The sequence below is a fragment of the Paraburkholderia fungorum genome, from assembly GCF_046027215.1.
GTDB lineage: Bacteria > Pseudomonadota > Gammaproteobacteria > Burkholderiales > Burkholderiaceae > Paraburkholderia > Paraburkholderia fungorum_D.
This window is the reverse complement of the sequence record NZ_JAQQEN010000001.1, coordinates 1,040,385-1,055,372: the sequence shown is the minus strand read 5'-3', so window position 1 is coordinate 1,055,372 and position 14,988 is coordinate 1,040,385. Positions and strand designations below refer to the sequence as shown.

At 62.9% G+C, this 14,988-nt stretch carries 17 protein-coding genes; 11 read left to right on the top strand and 6 right to left on the bottom strand.

What is annotated here, in order from left to right:
• Positions 1-17 precede the first annotated feature (17 nt).
• The 6 genes from kdpA to PQR27_RS04720 form a co-directional block, all read right to left on the bottom strand.
• Complete coding sequence (gene kdpA / locus PQR27_RS04745; RefSeq protein WP_408522567.1) at positions 18-1,823, bottom strand: potassium-transporting ATPase subunit KdpA; 1,806 nt, start codon at positions 1,821-1,823, stop codon at positions 18-20.
• Entirely contained in the window at positions 1,820-1,912 is a 93-nt protein-coding gene (gene kdpF / locus PQR27_RS04740) for a K(+)-transporting ATPase subunit F (RefSeq protein ID WP_007583461.1), read from the bottom strand. Before kdpF ends, kdpA begins: the two co-directional genes overlap by 4 nt.
• On the bottom strand, positions 1,909-2,022 hold the full coding sequence (locus tag PQR27_RS04735) for a potassium ABC transporter ATPase (RefSeq protein ID WP_120345708.1): 114 nt from the start codon (positions 2,020-2,022) through the stop codon (positions 1,909-1,911). The genes kdpF and PQR27_RS04735 overlap by 4 nt, the downstream gene beginning before the upstream one ends.
• Before the next feature lie 270 nt (positions 2,023-2,292).
• Positions 2,293-3,267, bottom strand: coding sequence for a quinone oxidoreductase family protein (locus PQR27_RS04730; RefSeq protein WP_408525404.1), 975 nt, complete (start codon positions 3,265-3,267; stop codon positions 2,293-2,295).
• 47 nt (positions 3,268-3,314) lie between these two features.
• Positions 3,315-3,704, bottom strand: a complete 390-nt coding sequence (locus tag PQR27_RS04725; RefSeq protein WP_408522566.1) for a methylglyoxal synthase — start codon at positions 3,702-3,704, stop codon at positions 3,315-3,317.
• Between the two features lie 62 nt (positions 3,705-3,766).
• Positions 3,767-4,546, bottom strand: coding sequence for an SDR family oxidoreductase (locus PQR27_RS04720; RefSeq protein WP_408522565.1), 780 nt, complete (start codon positions 4,544-4,546; stop codon positions 3,767-3,769).
• Positions 4,547-4,752: 206 nt separating this feature from the next.
• Between PQR27_RS04720 and upp the strand changes: the two genes are divergently transcribed.
• From upp to PQR27_RS04665, 11 genes are all read left to right on the top strand, one after another.
• On the top strand, positions 4,753-5,403 hold the full coding sequence (gene upp / locus PQR27_RS04715; protein ID WP_012432337.1) for a uracil phosphoribosyltransferase: 651 nt from the start codon (positions 4,753-4,755) through the stop codon (positions 5,401-5,403).
• Between the two features lie 414 nt (positions 5,404-5,817).
• Positions 5,818-6,546: a YebC/PmpR family DNA-binding transcriptional regulator gene (locus PQR27_RS04710; protein WP_408522564.1), complete on the top strand. Its 729-nt coding sequence runs from the start codon at positions 5,818-5,820 to the stop codon at positions 6,544-6,546.
• Positions 6,547-6,638: 92 nt separating this feature from the next.
• Positions 6,639-7,937: a phosphoribosylamine--glycine ligase gene (gene purD, locus PQR27_RS04705; RefSeq protein ID WP_408522563.1), complete on the top strand. Its 1,299-nt coding sequence runs from the start codon at positions 6,639-6,641 to the stop codon at positions 7,935-7,937.
• A 240-nt stretch (positions 7,938-8,177) separates the two neighbouring features.
• Positions 8,178-9,101, top strand: a complete 924-nt coding sequence (gene hemF, locus PQR27_RS04700; protein WP_408522562.1) for an oxygen-dependent coproporphyrinogen oxidase — start codon at positions 8,178-8,180, stop codon at positions 9,099-9,101.
• A 19-nt stretch (positions 9,102-9,120) separates the two neighbouring features.
• Complete coding sequence (locus tag PQR27_RS04695; RefSeq protein ID WP_408525403.1) at positions 9,121-9,867, top strand: nicotinate-nucleotide adenylyltransferase; 747 nt, start codon at positions 9,121-9,123, stop codon at positions 9,865-9,867.
• Positions 9,868-9,871: 4 nt separating this feature from the next.
• On the top strand, positions 9,872-10,321 hold the full coding sequence (rsfS, locus tag PQR27_RS04690; RefSeq protein WP_408522561.1) for a ribosome silencing factor: 450 nt from the start codon (positions 9,872-9,874) through the stop codon (positions 10,319-10,321).
• A gap of 57 nt (positions 10,322-10,378) precedes the next feature.
• Positions 10,379-10,849 (top strand): 23S rRNA (pseudouridine(1915)-N(3))-methyltransferase RlmH, encoded by a 471-nt coding sequence (gene rlmH / locus PQR27_RS04685; RefSeq protein ID WP_063495252.1) that lies wholly within the window; start codon positions 10,379-10,381, stop codon positions 10,847-10,849.
• A 127-nt stretch (positions 10,850-10,976) separates the two neighbouring features.
• Positions 10,977-11,606 carry a Maf family protein gene (locus PQR27_RS04680; RefSeq protein WP_408522560.1) on the top strand — a complete coding sequence of 210 codons (630 nt, stop codon included), beginning with the start codon at positions 10,977-10,979 and terminating at the stop codon, positions 11,604-11,606.
• A gap of 9 nt (positions 11,607-11,615) precedes the next feature.
• The gene (gene rng / locus PQR27_RS04675; RefSeq protein ID WP_408522559.1) at positions 11,616-13,085 is read left to right on the top strand and encodes a ribonuclease G; all 1,470 of its coding nucleotides are present in this window, start codon (positions 11,616-11,618) and stop codon (positions 13,083-13,085) included.
• A 272-nt stretch (positions 13,086-13,357) separates the two neighbouring features.
• The gene (locus tag PQR27_RS04670; RefSeq protein ID WP_408522558.1) at positions 13,358-13,801 is read left to right on the top strand and encodes a ribbon-helix-helix domain-containing protein; all 444 of its coding nucleotides are present in this window, start codon (positions 13,358-13,360) and stop codon (positions 13,799-13,801) included.
• 71 nt (positions 13,802-13,872) lie between these two features.
• Positions 13,873-14,988 carry an extracellular catalytic domain type 1 short-chain-length polyhydroxyalkanoate depolymerase gene (locus PQR27_RS04665; RefSeq protein ID WP_408522557.1) on the top strand — a complete coding sequence of 372 codons (1,116 nt, stop codon included), beginning with the start codon at positions 13,873-13,875 and terminating at the stop codon, positions 14,986-14,988.

The window sequence follows — 14,988 nt, the reverse complement described above, 5'->3', positions numbered from 1 at the left end:
CATCTCAAAGGGCCGCCTCAATGGGCACCCATCATCATCAGATGTTCGACACCAGGACCGAGCGCGAGCGCAGGCACATAAGTCAGCGCACCGACCAGCAGCACCGTGCCGAGCAGCAGCACGACGAACAGCGGACCGTGAGTCGGCAACGTGCCGCCCGTCACGCCGATGCGCTTCTTCGCGGCGAGCGAGCCGGCAATCGCCAGCACGGGGATGATCGTGCCGAAGCGGCCAAACCACATCGCGATGGCCGTGAGCCAGTTGTAGAACGGCGTGCCCACAGTCAGACCAGCAAACGCGCTGCCGTTGTTGTTGGCGGCCGAGCTGAACGCGTAGAGGATTTCGGAGAAGCCATGCGCGCCAGGGTTGAGAATGCCGGCCTTGCCGGCGTCGCTCAACACCGCGATTGACGTACCCACCAGCACCAGCAGCGGCGTCAGCAGCACGACGATCGACACCATCTTCATCTCGTACGCTTCGATCTTCTTGCCGACATATTCAGGCGTGCGGCCGATCATCAGGCCCGCCACGAACACAGCCAGCAAGGCGAACACGAGCATCCCGTACATACCGGAACCCACACCGCCGAAGATCACTTCGCCGAGTTGCATCAGCAGCATCGGATAGAGACCGCCGATCGGCGTCAGCGAGTCGTGCGTGTTGGCCACCGCGCCGCACGAAGCCGCCGTGGTCGCCACCGTGAAGATGCCCGACTGCGCGATACCGAAACGCGTTTCCTTGCCTTCGGCATTACCGCCCGACTGCAACGCGCTCGCCGATTGATCGACATGCAATGCGGTGAGCGCCGGATTGCCGGATTGCTCGGCGCTGATCTCGCCGAACACGCACACGCCGAACGCGATCGCCATCGCGGCAAGCACAGCCACGCCCTGCTTGCGGTCCATGATCATCCGGCCGAACACCAGCGCCAATGCAGCAGGAATGATCAGGATCGAGAAGATCTGCAGGAAGTTCGAGAACGGCGTCGGGTTTTCGTACGGATGTGCCGAGTTGCCGTTAAAGAAGCCGCCACCGTTGGTGCCGAGCATCTTGATCGCTTCCTGCGACGCAACCGGACCCATCCCGATGGTCTGCGTCTTCACGGGTGTATCGACCGTGACCGGATTGCCCTTCGCATCCTTCACCGGATTGCCTTGTGCATCGAGCTTCGGCGCGGCATATGTGGTGGTTTGCAGCGTCGGGACGTCCTGATACGACTTGAAGTTCTGGATCACGCCCTGGCTCATCAGCACCGCAGCGATGATCGCCGACATCGGCAGCAAGACGTAGAGCGTCACACGCGTAAGATCGACCCAGAAGTTGCCGATCGTCTGTGCCGTATGACGCGCGAAGCCGCGAATCAGCGCGATCACCACGACGATGCCGGTGGCGGCGGAGAAGAAGTTCTGGACGGTGAAACCGAGCATCTGCGTCAGGTAGCCAACGGTTTGCTCAGGCGTGTAGTCCTGCCAGTTCGTATTGGTCACGAAACTGACCGCCGTATTGAACGCGCCGTCCACCGTCATCGGGCCGAACTGCTGCGGATTGCCGGGCAGCCAGCCTTGTACGCGCAACAGCCCGTAAAGAAACAGCGTGCCAAGCACATTGAACGCGATCGTGGCGATCGCGTAGTGTTTCCAGCTCATTTCCGTCGACGAATCGACGCCTGCGATGCGGTACAGCAAACGTTCGAGCGGACCGCCAAAGCGGACCACGCGCGAGCTGCCATCCATCACGCTGCTCAGATAGCGGGCCATCGGTACAGCGGCCGCCAGCAGCACGACAATGAAAAGCCCCGCCTGGAGGACATTATTCGAGTTCATTCAATGTCCTCCGCGCGCAACAGCGCATAGACCAGATACGCAAACAGCAGCGCGGTAGCCGCGCCCGACAACCAGAGAATCCAGTTCATGAGCGCGCTCCCTGGCCACGCCGGAACTGCATCAACTTCTCGCAGCCGGCAATCAATGCAAAGGTCAGCGCGGAAAACAGCACCAGCCCCCCGACATACAGCACATCCATTTCTATTCCCCATTCACGGACTTTGGATAGATCGAACGTTATGCCGATCCGCGTAAAGGGCTGGTCAAAGATGGCTGGTGACATATAAAAATTGCGTAAACGGAAAAGGCCGTTCCATCGTGGGATGGAACGGCCTTATGCCGATGGGGTATGGGCTGGCGGGATTTCGCGCCGGCCTCGCCACGCGGTTACCGCCCGCGTCAAAGCGCTGCGTTTTTACACCCGCGCCGATGTCAGCGCGCTGATCTCATTGCGCCGATCTCTTCGCCCTCAAGGCAGCAGAATCGTCGAACCCGTAGTGCGGCGTCCCTCGAGATCGGCGTGCGCCTTGCCGACATCCGCCAGCGCGAAACGCTGGTTGATGCTGGTCTTGACCTTGCCCGACACCAGTACGTCGAACAGTTCCGTGGACATCGCCTCGTAGTCGCTGCGTTTGGCGATATAGGTAAACAGCGTCGGGCGCGTGAAAAAGAGCGAGCCTCGTCCAGCGAATTCCGACGAATCGATCGGTGGCAGCGGTCCCGATGCGTTGCCAAAGCTCACGAACAAGCCAAGCGGCGCGAGGCAATCGAGCGAAGCCGTAAACGTATCCTTGCCGATCGAGTCATACACGACCGGCACGCCCGCGCCGTTGGTGATCTCACGCACGCGTTTGGTGAAGTTCTCGCGTGTGTAGACGATCGCGTGATCGCAGCCGTGCGCTTTGGCGATCTCGGCTTTTTCGCCGGAACCGACCGTGCCGATTACCGTGGCGCCGAGCGCCTTCGCCCACTGGCAGACCAGCAGGCCCACGCCGCCCGCCGCGGCCTGGATCAGAATCGTGTCGCCGGCCTTCACCGGATACGTGCGGCGCAACAGGTATTGCGCGGTCAGGCCTTGCAGCATGACGGAGGCCGCCTGCTCGTCGCTCAGCGCGTCCGGCACCTTGACGACCTGGGCGGCCTGCAGCACGCGCGCCTGCGTATAGGCGCCCGGCGGGCGCGCCACATACGCCACCCGGTCGCCCACCTTGAGGTCCGTTACGCCCGCGCCGACAGCCGTGATTTCCCCGGCCGCTTCCATGCCGAGCCCGCCTGGCAGCGGCAGCGGATACAGGCCCGTGCGGAAATACACGTCGATATAGTTCAGACCGACCGCGGTTTGCCTGATGCGAATCTCGCCCGTGCCCGGTTCGCCCACTTCGACGTCGACCCATTTCATCACCTCCGGGCCGCCGGCTTTGTCGAATCGAATCGCTTTGACCATCATGTCTCCTTGATGTGTGGTGTGGCTTGATCGTGCAAATCGCGTACTCAGACCCGCTGCGTGAGACGCAAGGTCAGCACGTCGAGAATCATTCGCGCGGTGGAAATGTTGGTGGCGCACGGTATGTTGTGCACGTCGCAGGCGCGTACGAGTGCGTTGATATCCGGTTCGTGCGGCTGCGGCGTCATTGGGTCGCGCAGAAAAATCACCATGTCCACGCGCCCTTCCGCGAGCTGCGCGCCGATCTGCAAGTCGCCGCCATGCGGACCGGACAGCATGCGCTCGACGCTCAGGCCGTGCGCGTCGCCAATGCGCGTGCCGGTCGTGCCGGTGGCGACGATCGCACAGCGCCGCAGCGTATCCACGTATTCGCCGGCCAGTTTGACGATGTCGTCTTTCTTGTGATCATGCGCGATCAGCGCAATGCGGGTGGTCATGACGTAAGACTCCTGAAACCGATGTGATTGTCGTTGTTGTAATGGCGTGGCAAAACCCGCGGCTAGAACGTGCCCGGGTAGGCGCCGCCGTCGATCAGCCAGTTCTGGCCGGTGATGTAGCCGGCATGCACGCTGCACAGGAACGCACAGGCGCGGCCGAATTCATCGCGATTGCCGAAGCGGCCGGCGGGAATCGACTTCATGCGCTGCTTGCGCGCGTCGTCGACGGAAATATTTTGTGCCCTGGCTTGCGCCGCGATCGTGGTCGCGATCCGGTCGGTGTCGAACAGGCCTGGCAGCAGGCTGTTGATCGTGACGCCCGTGGGCGCGACGCTGCGCGCGAGACCCGCCACGAAACCGGTCAACCCCGAGCGCGCGCCGTTCGACAAACCCAGCACGTCGATCGGCGCCTTCACCGCCGAACTCGTGATATTGACGATGCGCCCGTAGCCGCGCGCGCTCATCGAGTCGATGGTCGCGCGGATCAGTTCGATCGGCGTGAGCATGTTGCTTTCGAGCGCACGGATCCAGTCTTCATGCGTGAAGTTGCGGAAGTCGCCCGGCGGCGGCCCGCCCGCGTTGTTGACCAGAATGTCCGGCTCTGGACAGGCGGCGAGCGCCGCGGCGCGGCCCTCGGGCGTGGTGATGTCGCACGCTACCGTCTTCACTTCCACGCCGCTTAGCTTGCGGATCTCGGCGGCGGTTGCCTCCAGCGTTTCAGCGGTGCGCGCGACGATCGTCAGATTGACGCCCTCGGCGGCGAGCGCTTCCGCGCAGCCGCGCCCCAAACCCTTGCTAGCCGCGCAAACCAGCGCGGTGCGTCCTGCGATTCCCATGTCCATGTGTGTATCCTCGTGGCGTAGTTTTCCCGATTCTAGAAGAATCGGTGCCGGACTGCCCCGGCTTACTGCAATCTCCGGTATCTTCGGGCGGCACTCTTTCGGTAAACTTGCAGCCGTGGCGCGCCTGCCCAGCCGGTTTCCAGCTGACAAGGCCGCCGATCCGATACCGGAACCGATTCCTCTTGCCGCCGCTTGCGCACCCCGCCATGACCCAGGACAGCCGCTTTCCCAATCTTTTCATCCTCGATCACCCGCTGATCCAGCACAAGCTGTCGCACATGCGCGACCGGGACACCTCGACTCGCACGTTCCGCGAACTACTGCGTGAAATCACGCTGCTGATGGGCTACGAAATCACCCGCAACCTGCCGATGACCACGCGCCGGCTCACTACACCGCTAGTCGAGATCGACGCGCCGGTGATCGCCGGCAAGAAGCTGGCGATCGTGCCGGTGCTGCGCGCCGGTATCGGCATGTCGGACGGCCTGCTGGAACTGGTGCCGTCGGCGCGCGTCGGCCACATCGGCGTGTACCGGGCCGAGGACCATCGCCCGGTCGAATATCTGGTGCGCCTGCCGGATCTGGAAGACCGCGTGTTTATCCTGTGCGACCCGATGGTCGCAACCGGCTACTCGGCCGTGCATGCAGTGGACGTGCTCAAGCGCCGCAACGTGGCGGGCGAGAACATCATGTTTCTCGCGCTGGTGGCCGCCCCGGAGGGCGTGCAGGTGTTCCAGGACGCGCATCCGGACGTCAAGCTGTACGTGGCCTCGCTCGATTCGCATCTGAACGAGCACGCGTATATCGTGCCGGGTCTCGGCGACGCCGGCGATCGTCTGTTCGGCACGAAAAACTGACAGCGGGCTGAAAAAAACCTCGGCGGCGCATGCAAAACGCCGCCGACGCGCACTTCCCGCGTCGTTTTCGGCGGTGCTCCCCTCTGCCGCACTCACGCGGCATGATAAAATTCGAATCCGCTCAGAAGAGCGGCTCAACTTGCACAACCGCCCGGCGCATCGCGCCTGTACGCGGGGCCTGCCGGGACCGGTGCCGTGTTGGCCGCTCGCTGCCGCACCGCCCCAACCGCGCTGCCGACCTTCGGTCCCGCTAACTGGGCGTGATCAAGCTGAACAGGGTTCGACACCCGGCGGTCTGCCACCGGGCGGTTTGACTTCGAGGCGCGCGCTCGCAGCCACAAGCGCAAGCGCCCGACATCGCAACGACAATTGCACTATGCGTGCGCCCCACTGGCGCGCGCGATGGAGAAAGGTATGGCGGGTCATTCGAAATGGGCCAACATCAAGCATAAGAAAGCAGCGGCCGATGCCAAGCGCGGCAAGGTCTGGACGCGGCTCATCAAGGAAATTCAGGTCGCGGCCCGTATGGGTGGCGGCGACATCGACTCGAACCCGCGTCTGCGGCTCGCCGTCGAAAAGGCGTACGACGCCAACATGCCGAAAGATAACGTCAACCGCGCAATCCAGCGTGGTGTCGGCGGCGTCGATGGCGCAAGCTACGAAGAAATCCGCTACGAAGGCTACGGCATCGGCGGTGCGGCGGTGATCGTCGACACCATGACCGACAACCGTACCCGCACGGTGGCGGAAGTGCGTCACGCGTTTTCGAAGAATGGCGGCAACATGGGCACGGACGGCTCGGTGTCATTCATGTTCGATCACATCGGCCAGTTCCTGTTCGCCCCCGGCACCGCTGAAGACAAGCTGATGGAAGCCGCGCTCGAAGCCGGCGCCGACGACGTGGTGACGAACGAAGACGGCAGTATCGAAGTGCTGTGCCCGCCGAACGATTTCCCGAAGGTGAAGACCGCGCTCGAAGCCGCGGGCTTCAAGGCCGAACTGGCCGAGGTGACGATGAAACCTCAGACGGAAGTCGAATTCACCGGCGAGGACGCCGTGAAAATGCAGAAGCTGCTCGACGCGCTGGAAAATCTGGACGACGTGCAGGAAGTCTATACAAACGCCGCGATCGCCGACGAATGAGCGTGCCCGGCGGCGCGTTGCGTGCAGGTTTGTTATCCACGGCTGAGCGCGTTGCCTCAGCCGTTTATGGTTTTTAAGTCTCGGGGATTCACATGAAGTTACTCGTCGTCGGTTCCGGCGGTCGCGAACATGCGCTCGCATGGAAGCTCGCGCAATCGCCGCGGGTCCAGCTCGTCTACGTGGCTCCTGGCAACGGCGGCACCGCCCAGGACGAGCGTCTGCGCAACATCGACATCACCGATCCGGCCGAGCTCGCCGATTTCGTCGAGAAAGAACAGATTGCCTTCACGCTGGTCGGCCCGGAAGGCCCGTTGGCCGCCGGTATCGTCAATCTGTTCCGCTCGCGCGGTCTGAAGATTTTCGGACCGAGCAGGGAAGCGGCACAGCTCGAAAGCTCGAAAGATTTTGCCAAGGCGTTCATGAAGCGCCACGCCATCCCCACCGCCGAATACGAAACCTTCGCCGACGTCGCCGCCGCGCACGCCTATCTCGACGCCAAGGGCGCGCCGATCGTCATCAAGGCCGACGGCCTCGCTGCCGGCAAGGGCGTGGTGGTCGCGCTAACGCTGGAAGAAGCACACGCCGCGGTCGACATGATGCTGTCGGACAACAAGCTGGGCGATGCCGGCGCACGCGTCGTGATCGAGGAATTCCTCGCGGGCGAGGAAGCGAGTTTCATCGTCATGGTGGACGGCAAGCATGTGCTGGCACTCGCGTCGAGCCAGGACCACAAGCGTCTGCTCGACGACGACCAGGGTCCGAACACCGGCGGCATGGGCGCGTATTCGCCCGCGCCGATCGTTACGCCGCAACTGCATGCCCGCGTGATGCGCGAAATCATCCAGCCGACCGTGCGCGGCATGGAGAAAGAAGGCATCCGCTTCACCGGCTTTCTGTATGCGGGTTTGATGATCGACGCGCAAGGCAACCCCAAAACGCTCGAATTCAACTGCCGGATGGGCGACCCGGAAACGCAACCGATCATGGCGCGTCTGAAGGGCGACTTTTCGAAGGTGGTTGAACAGGCGATTGCCGGAACGCTCGATACGATCGAACTGGAATGGGACCGCCGTACCGCGCTTGGCGTGGTGCTCGCCGCGCACAACTATCCGGACACGCCGCGCAAGGGTGATCGGATCAGTGACATCCCGGCCGAAACCACCGACGCGGTCACGTTCCACGCCGGCACGACGCTCGCCGACGGCAAGTTGACCACCTCGGGCGGCCGCGTGCTGTGCGTGGTCGGTCTGGCGGATTCGGTGCGCAGCGCGCAATCGGTCGCGTACGAAACGATCAACCAGATCTCGTTCGACGGCATGCAGTATCGCCGCGACATCGGCTATCGTGCCCTGAACCGCAAGCACGACGTCAAGACCGAAGGCAAGCACTGAGCCACCACCCCGCTCGCCCGCGTGTGGCGCTATCGGCGCTACACTGCGGGTTTTCGCGGCCCTGATGGGCCCCGATGGTGGCTGATATGGCACCCGCTTCAGGCGGCCCGCCACGCGCACTATCCGGCGCGAAAATGGTACTGCCGCGCTTTCCCAGCCACCCGCTGACGAAAGCCCGGCCGTCGCCCTTCACGAAGAACCCGCGGCACGACGAGCGTGCCGCCCTCAGCATCTGCATTCATGACCGATTCGAGCTACGACGCACAAGCCGTGCGCAGCTGGCTGCAAGGCCTGCAAACGCATATCGCGGACACGCTCGGCGCGTTCGACGGTCAGCCGTTCGCGACCGACGCGTGGCAGCGCGCCCCCGGCGAAAAGCTGCGCGGCGGCGGCTGCACGCGGATTCTCGAAGGCGGCAACTTCTTCGAGCGCGCGGGCATCGGCTTCTCGGATGTCGCCGGCGACACCTTGCCCGGTTCCGCGAGCGCCGCGCGCCCGCAACTGGCCGGCCGTGGATTTGAAGCCATGGGCGTTTCACTCGTGCTGCACCCGCACAATCCGCACTGCCCGACCGTGCATATGAACGTGCGTCTGCTGATCGCCACCAAGGCCGGCGAAGAGCCGGTGTTCTGGTTTGGCGGCGGCATGGATCTGACGCCGTATTACGGCTACGAGGAAGACGCGCAGCACTTCCACCGCGTCTGCCGCGATGCGCTCACGCCTTATGGCGCGGACCTCTACCCGAGTTTCAAGCGCTGGTGCGACGAGTATTTCTTCCTCAAGCACCGCAACGAACCGCGCGGCATCGGCGGGATTTTCTTCGACGATTTTTCCGCGCTGGGCTTCGATCAATCCTTCGCGATGCTCAAGAGCGTCGGCGAAGGATTCCTCAAAGCGTATATGCCGATCATCGAAAAGCGCCGCAACATTCCTTACGGCGAGGCCGAGCGGGATTTCCAGGCGTACCGGCGCGGGCGCTACGTCGAGTTCAATCTGGTCTTCGACCGTGGCACACTGTTTGGGCTGCAGAGCGGCGGACGCACCGAATCGATCCTGATGTCGATGCCGCCTGTGGTGAACTGGCGCTACAACTGGCAACCCGAGCCCGGCACGCCGGAAGCGCGTCTTTACAGCGATTTTCTCGTGCCGCGCGAGTGGCTGTGACGGGCTCACGCCCGCACTGCTGCCCGTCATCGTCACGACAAAGGATCTTCACCTGAAGCCGAACGCTCATCCTGTCGCCCTGCCCCGCCGGATCGGACTGCTCGGCGGAACATTCGATCCCATCCACGACGGCCACCTCGCGCTCGCGCGGCGTTTCGCCGAGGTGCTGCACCTGACCGAACTGGTGCTGCTGCCAGCCGGCCAGCCGTGGCAGAAATCGGACGTGTCGCCGGCCGTGCACCGGCTGGCCATGACACGCGCCGCGGCTAGCGCGCTCATGCTGCCGGGCGTCAAGGTGAGCGTCGCGACCGACGAAATCGATCACGACGGCCCGACTTACACGATTGACACGCTGCAACGCTGGCGTGAACGCGAAGGTCCGCAGGCGTCGATTGCGCTTCTGATCGGCGCGGATCAACTGGTGCATCTCGACACATGGCGCGGCTGGCAGCGTCTGTTCGAGTTCGCCCATATTTGCGCGGCTACCCGGCCCGGTTTCGACCTCGCGTCGATTCCGCCGGTGGTCACGAACGAAATCGACGCGCGCCGTGCCCGCGCCGACGTTCTGCAAGCGACCCCCTGCGGGCACTTGCTGATCGATACCACGCTTGCCTTCAACGTCTCGGCCACCGACATTCGCGCGCATCTGCGTGAAAGACTGGCCCAGCACGCGGGCGGCGCAGAGCAAGGCCAAGGCCGGGCCGCGAGCCATGTCCCCACCGCGGTGTGGGACTATATTCTTCAACATCATCTGTACCACCGGTAACCCCATGGATATTCGCAAACTGCAACGCGTGATCGTCGACGCACTCGAAGACGTCAAAGCGCAAGACATCAAGGTGTTCAACACCAGCCACCTGACCGCCCTGTTCGATCGTGTGATCGTTGCGAGCGGCACCTCGAACCGCCAGACCAAAGCGCTCGCTTCGAGCGTGCGCGAGAGCGTCAAGGAAAACGGCGGCGACGTCATCAGCACTGAAGGCGAGGATATCGGCGAATGGGTGCTGGTCGATTGCGGCGACGCGATCGTGCACATCCTGCAACCGGCGCTGCGCCAGTACTACAACCTCGAAGAAATCTGGGGCGACAAGCCGGTACGCATCAAGCTTTCGACACCGAATCCGTTCGGCGGCGCCAGTGCGAGCGAGCCCGAGGACGAGGACGAAGACGACGCCCCGGCTGCGAAGCCCGCCCGCAAGACGCCGGTCCGCCGCAAGTAAGCGCGCGTTGGCACGCACACCGCCTCGTCCGCGTTTGAACCCGCGCTTGCATTCTTCATGAAACTGCACATCCTCGCCGTCGGCCACAAGATGCCGGACTGGATCGCAACCGGTTTCGACGAGTACGCGAAACGCATGCCGCCCGAGCTGCGCATCGAGTTGCGCGAAATCAAGCCCGAGCAACGCTCGTCCGGCCGGCCCGCGGAGAGCGTGATGGCCGCCGAGCGCCAGAAGATCGAAGCGGCGTTGCCGAAGAACGCGCGCATTGTCGCGCTCGATGAACGCGGCAAGGACTGGACCACGATGCAGCTCGCCGGCGCGCTGCCCGGCTGGCAGCAGGACGGCCGCGACGTCGCGTTTCTGATCGGCGGCGCCGACGGGCTCGATCCCGATCTGAAAGCGCGTGCCGATATGCTGCTGCGCGTGTCGAGCCTCACCTTGCCGCACGCGATGGTCCGCGTGCTGCTCGCCGAACAGCTTTACCGCGCGTGGACCATCACGCAAAATCACCCCTATCACCGCGCGTAAGCGACCGAGGCTGCTGATAGATCGCGCATCCGATTCCAGTCTCGTGGTGTGCCGCTGTTCGTTCGTCGATGCGTGAATGAAGCGTTCGTCGCACGTTCACGCCATCACGCTTCATCGAGACCTGTTCATGCCTTCGTCCGCCGACTTGCTGCACCCGTTCGTCTACCTCGCTTCGCAAAGCCCGCGCCGTCAGGAGCTGCTGCAACAACTCGGCGTGCGCTTCGAACTGCTGCTGCCGCGCCCCGATGAAGATGCCGAAGCCCTCGAAGCCGAGTTGCCCGGCGAGCGCGCACGCGACTACGTGCAGCGTGTATGCATTGCCAAGGCGCATGCCGCACGCGCGCGTCTTATAGCCAGCGAGCATGCCGTGCGACCCATTCTGGTTGCGGATACAACCGTCACGATCGACGACGCGATTCTCGGCAAGCCGATTGACGCCGACGACGCGTGCGCGATGCTCACGCGCCTCGCCGGACGCGATCACGAAGTACTGACCGCCGTCGCCGTGGTCGATGCCGAGGGCGCGCTATTGCCTGCTGCGCTGTCCGTGTCGAAGGTGCGTTTTGCTGCACTGCACGCAGAGGCGATTCGCCGCTATGCCGCGAGCGGCGAGCCGCTCGGCAAGGCGGGCGCATATGGGGTACAGGGACGCGCCGCCGAGTTTATCGAGCATATCGACGGGTCCTATTCAGGTATCATGGGTTTGCCGCTTTTTGAAACCGCTGCCCTTCTGCGCGCAGCGCGCATCGACTTCTAAAATAACACCATGAATGAAGAAATCCTGATCAATGTCACGCCGCAGGAAACGCGCGTCGCGCTCGTCCAGCAAGGCGCCGTCCAGGAGCTTCACGTCGAACGAACGCTGTCGCGCGGCCGCGTCGGCAATGTCTATCTCGGCAAGGTCGTTCGCGTATTGCCGGGCATGCAATCCGCCTTTATCGACATTGGTCTGGAACGCGCCGCATTTCTGCATGTGGCCGATATCTGGCATCCGCGCATTGCCGGCGAACCGCAGCATCAGGCACCCCATCAGCCGATCGAAAAAATCGTGTTCGAAGGCCAGACGCTGATGGTTCAGGTCGTGAAGGATCCGATCGGCACCAAGGGCGCGCGGCTATCCACGCAAGTGAGCATTGCCGGGCGCACGCTGGTGTATCTGCCGCAGGAACCGCATATCGGCATTTCGCAGAAGATCGAAAGCGAAGCTGAGCGTGAAGCCGTGCGCGCGCGTTTGACCGCCGTGCTGCCCGCCGACGAAAAAGGCGGCTACATCGTGCGTACCATCGCGGAAGATGCCACGAGTGAAGAACTCGCCGGCGACGTCGCTTATCTGCGCAAGACCTGGGCGACGATTATTTCGCAAGGGCAGCGTATGCCGCCCACGAGCCTGCTCTATCAGGATCTGAATCTCGCGCAACGTGTGCTGCGCGATTTCGTCAACGACGAGAGTTCACGCATCCAGGTCGATTCACGCGAGACGTATCAGATGCTCGCCGATTTCGCGGCGGAGTTCACGCCGGCGGTGTCGTCGAAACTGCATCACTACACCGGTGAACGGCCACTCTTCGATCTGTACAACATCGAGGCTGAGATCCAGCGCGCATTGTCACGCCGCGTCGATCTGAAGTCCGGTGGCTATCTCGTGATCGACCAGACCGAAGCGATGACCACTATCGATGTGAACACGGGTGGCTACGTCGGCGCGCGCAATTTCGACGATACGATCTTCAAGACCAATCTCGAAGCCGCGCATACGATCGCGCGGCAGTTGCGGCTACGCAATCTGGGCGGCGTGATTATCATCGACTTCATCGATATGGAAAATCTCGAGCACCGCGACCAGGTGCTCGGTGAGTTGAAGAAGGCTTTATCGCGCGACCGGACACGCGTGACGGTAAATGGCTTCTCGCAGCTTGGCCTGGTGGAGATGACGCGTAAGCGCACGCGCGAGTCGCTCGCGCATGTGCTGTGCGAGCCTTGCCCGGTTTGCCAGGGCAAGGGCCAGGTCAAGACGCCGCGCACCGTGTGCTACGACGTGCTGCGCGAGATTTTGCGCGAATCGCGGCAATTCAATCCACGTGAATTCCGCGTGGTGGCCTCGCAGCAGGTGATCGATCTGTTCCTTGAGGAGGAGTCGCAGCATCTGGCGATGCTGATCGATTTCATCGGCAAGCCGGTGTCGTTGCAGGTGGAGTCGAATTTGAGTCAGGAGCAGTACGATATTGTGCTGATGTAGGGGCCGTTGATAGTCGCCCATGCTTCTCCGGCTTGGGCGGGCCGCACCCAAACATACCTTCAGGCGCAATTCCTTCAAATCGCCGCCACGATGGGCCAGCTATTGGTTCCAGTGCCAAAGTTCGCCGTTCCACTCCGCGCCACGCCCGCTCCCCTCCCCGCCAACACGCCCACCCCGCAAAACCCGCCAACCGCCCCCAATTGTTCCCGTTGACGCCCCCCGTCGACGAAGCGTATAACCATCCCATTGGATGTTAATTGGATGGTCACCGGATGCCAAACGCCCCTCAGCCCAGCAAACTCAAACTGCTAGATACCTCACGCCCCAAGGGCGGCGAGACCGAGAAAATCACCATCAATCTCGGTCCGATTGACCTTGGCCAGATCGATTTACTGGTCGAAGAAGGTTTTTACTCGAACCGCACCGACCTGATTCGCACCGCGATTCGCAATCAGTTAGCGATCCATGCGCAGGTCGTCACGGAAACGGTGACGCGGCGGGAAATGGTGCTCGGTTTGCAGCATTTCTCGCGGAATGACCTCGAAGCGGCACAAGCCGCGAACGAACAACTGGACATTCACGTGCTCGGTCTCGCCAGCATCGCAGCCGATGTGCCGCCGGAACTCGCGGCGGCCACGATTGCATCGGTGGTCGTGCTTGGCGCCTTTCACGCGTCGCCTGCGGTCAAGGCGGCGCTCGCGGGGCGGATCAGCTAGCCGAGCGCTTCTCCTCAGCTTCTCGCGGAACCCACCGCACCCAATGCAAGCCAACGACACACTTAACGGCCATGAAGATGAACGAAGATTTTCTGAAATCAATGAAAGAAGCCTTCGCGTTACTACGCACCGAAGGGCCGAAGGCAGCAACCGCAGCGGTCCAACGCGCGCTCGCAGGCGACGGCACGGCGAGAACAACCCACGCTCAGGCACCGCAAGCCACACACAGCGCCGGCGATTGGGCCCAGGCGTGGACGCAGCAGCAAGCTCAAGCTCAAACTCAAGCAGCCCCGCATGCGAGGTCTCACGCCCCCGCCGAACGCACATCCGACGCCGACGCGCCCGGCACCTTCGGCACGCACACTTTCAGCAATAGCGCGGGTCAACGGCCGTACAAGCTCTACGTGCCAACCGTGTATAAAGGCGAACCGTTGCCGTTGATCGTGATGTTGCACGGCTGCACGCAGAATGCCGACGACTTCGCGGCCGGCACCCGCATGAATGCGATGGCCGAGCGTCACGGATTTATCGTTGTGTATCCGAATCAGTTGCAAGCGGCCAATCAGTCGAAATGCTGGAACTGGTTCAAGCCTTCCGACCAACACCGCGACCAGGGCGAACCGTCGTTGATCGCGGGGATCACGCATGAAGTGATGGCACGCTATCGCGTCGATCCGGCCCGTGTATATGTGGCGGGTTTGTCGGCAGGCGGCGCCATGGCTGATGTCATGCTGACAACCTATCCAGACCTGTACGCCGCGGCCGGTGTGCATTCAGGACTCGCCTGTGGTTGCGCGAAAGATCTGCCTTCGGCACTGGCCGCCATGAAAGGCGGCAAGGCGCGGCGCCACCACGCGCGTAGCGAACCGCAGCGCCCGATCATCGTGTTTCATGGCGATGCGGACACGACCGTGCATCCTTCAAACGCCGCGGAACTCATTGCAGCCTTCGACACCGGCACGGCGACGCTCAGCGGACCAACCCGCACACCGACCGCTCAGCGAGACTCCACAGTGCAATGGCTACGATCCGCGAACGGTGTGGAAGCCGAGTATTGGTCGATTCTTGGGGCGGGCCATGCGTGGGCCGGCGGCAGTCAACGCGGCACTTACACAGACGCGTCCGGTCCCGATGCGAGCGCAGAGATGGTGCGATTTTTCCTCGCTCATCCGCGCGTGCCGTCCTGA

What these genes read in the sequence shown, in the direction of transcription:
- purD (WP_408522563.1), top strand. Translation starts at nt 6,639, where the DNA reads ATGAAGTTACTCGTCGTCGGTTCCGGCGGTCGCGAACATGCGCTCGCA.
- PQR27_RS04680 (WP_408522560.1), top strand. Translation starts at nt 10,977, where the DNA reads ATGCCTTCGTCCGCCGACTTGCTGCACCCGTTCGTCTACCTCGCTTCG.
- PQR27_RS04670 (WP_408522558.1), top strand. Translation starts at nt 13,358, where the DNA reads ATGCCAAACGCCCCTCAGCCCAGCAAACTCAAACTGCTAGATACCTCA.
- rsfS (WP_408522561.1), top strand. Translation starts at nt 9,872, where the DNA reads ATGGATATTCGCAAACTGCAACGCGTGATCGTCGACGCACTCGAAGAC.
- PQR27_RS04720 (WP_408522565.1), bottom strand. Translation starts at nt 4,546, where the DNA reads ATGGACATGGGAATCGCAGGACGCACCGCGCTGGTTTGCGCGGCTAGC.
- rng (WP_408522559.1), top strand. Translation starts at nt 11,616, where the DNA reads ATGAATGAAGAAATCCTGATCAATGTCACGCCGCAGGAAACGCGCGTC.
- PQR27_RS04735 (WP_120345708.1), bottom strand. Translation starts at nt 2,022, where the DNA reads ATGGATGTGCTGTATGTCGGGGGGCTGGTGCTGTTTTCCGCGCTGACC.
- rlmH (WP_063495252.1), top strand. Translation starts at nt 10,379, where the DNA reads ATGAAACTGCACATCCTCGCCGTCGGCCACAAGATGCCGGACTGGATC.
- hemF (WP_408522562.1), top strand. Translation starts at nt 8,178, where the DNA reads ATGACCGATTCGAGCTACGACGCACAAGCCGTGCGCAGCTGGCTGCAA.
- kdpA (WP_408522567.1), bottom strand. Translation starts at nt 1,823, where the DNA reads ATGAACTCGAATAATGTCCTCCAGGCGGGGCTTTTCATTGTCGTGCTG.
- PQR27_RS04725 (WP_408522566.1), bottom strand. Translation starts at nt 3,704, where the DNA reads ATGACCACCCGCATTGCGCTGATCGCGCATGATCACAAGAAAGACGAC.
- PQR27_RS04710 (WP_408522564.1), top strand. Translation starts at nt 5,818, where the DNA reads ATGGCGGGTCATTCGAAATGGGCCAACATCAAGCATAAGAAAGCAGCG.
- kdpF (WP_007583461.1), bottom strand. Translation starts at nt 1,912, where the DNA reads ATGAACTGGATTCTCTGGTTGTCGGGCGCGGCTACCGCGCTGCTGTTT.
- PQR27_RS04665 (WP_408522557.1), top strand. Translation starts at nt 13,873, where the DNA reads ATGAAGATGAACGAAGATTTTCTGAAATCAATGAAAGAAGCCTTCGCG.
- PQR27_RS04730 (WP_408525404.1), bottom strand. Translation starts at nt 3,267, where the DNA reads ATGGTCAAAGCGATTCGATTCGACAAAGCCGGCGGCCCGGAGGTGATG.
- upp (WP_012432337.1), top strand. Translation starts at nt 4,753, where the DNA reads ATGACCCAGGACAGCCGCTTTCCCAATCTTTTCATCCTCGATCACCCG.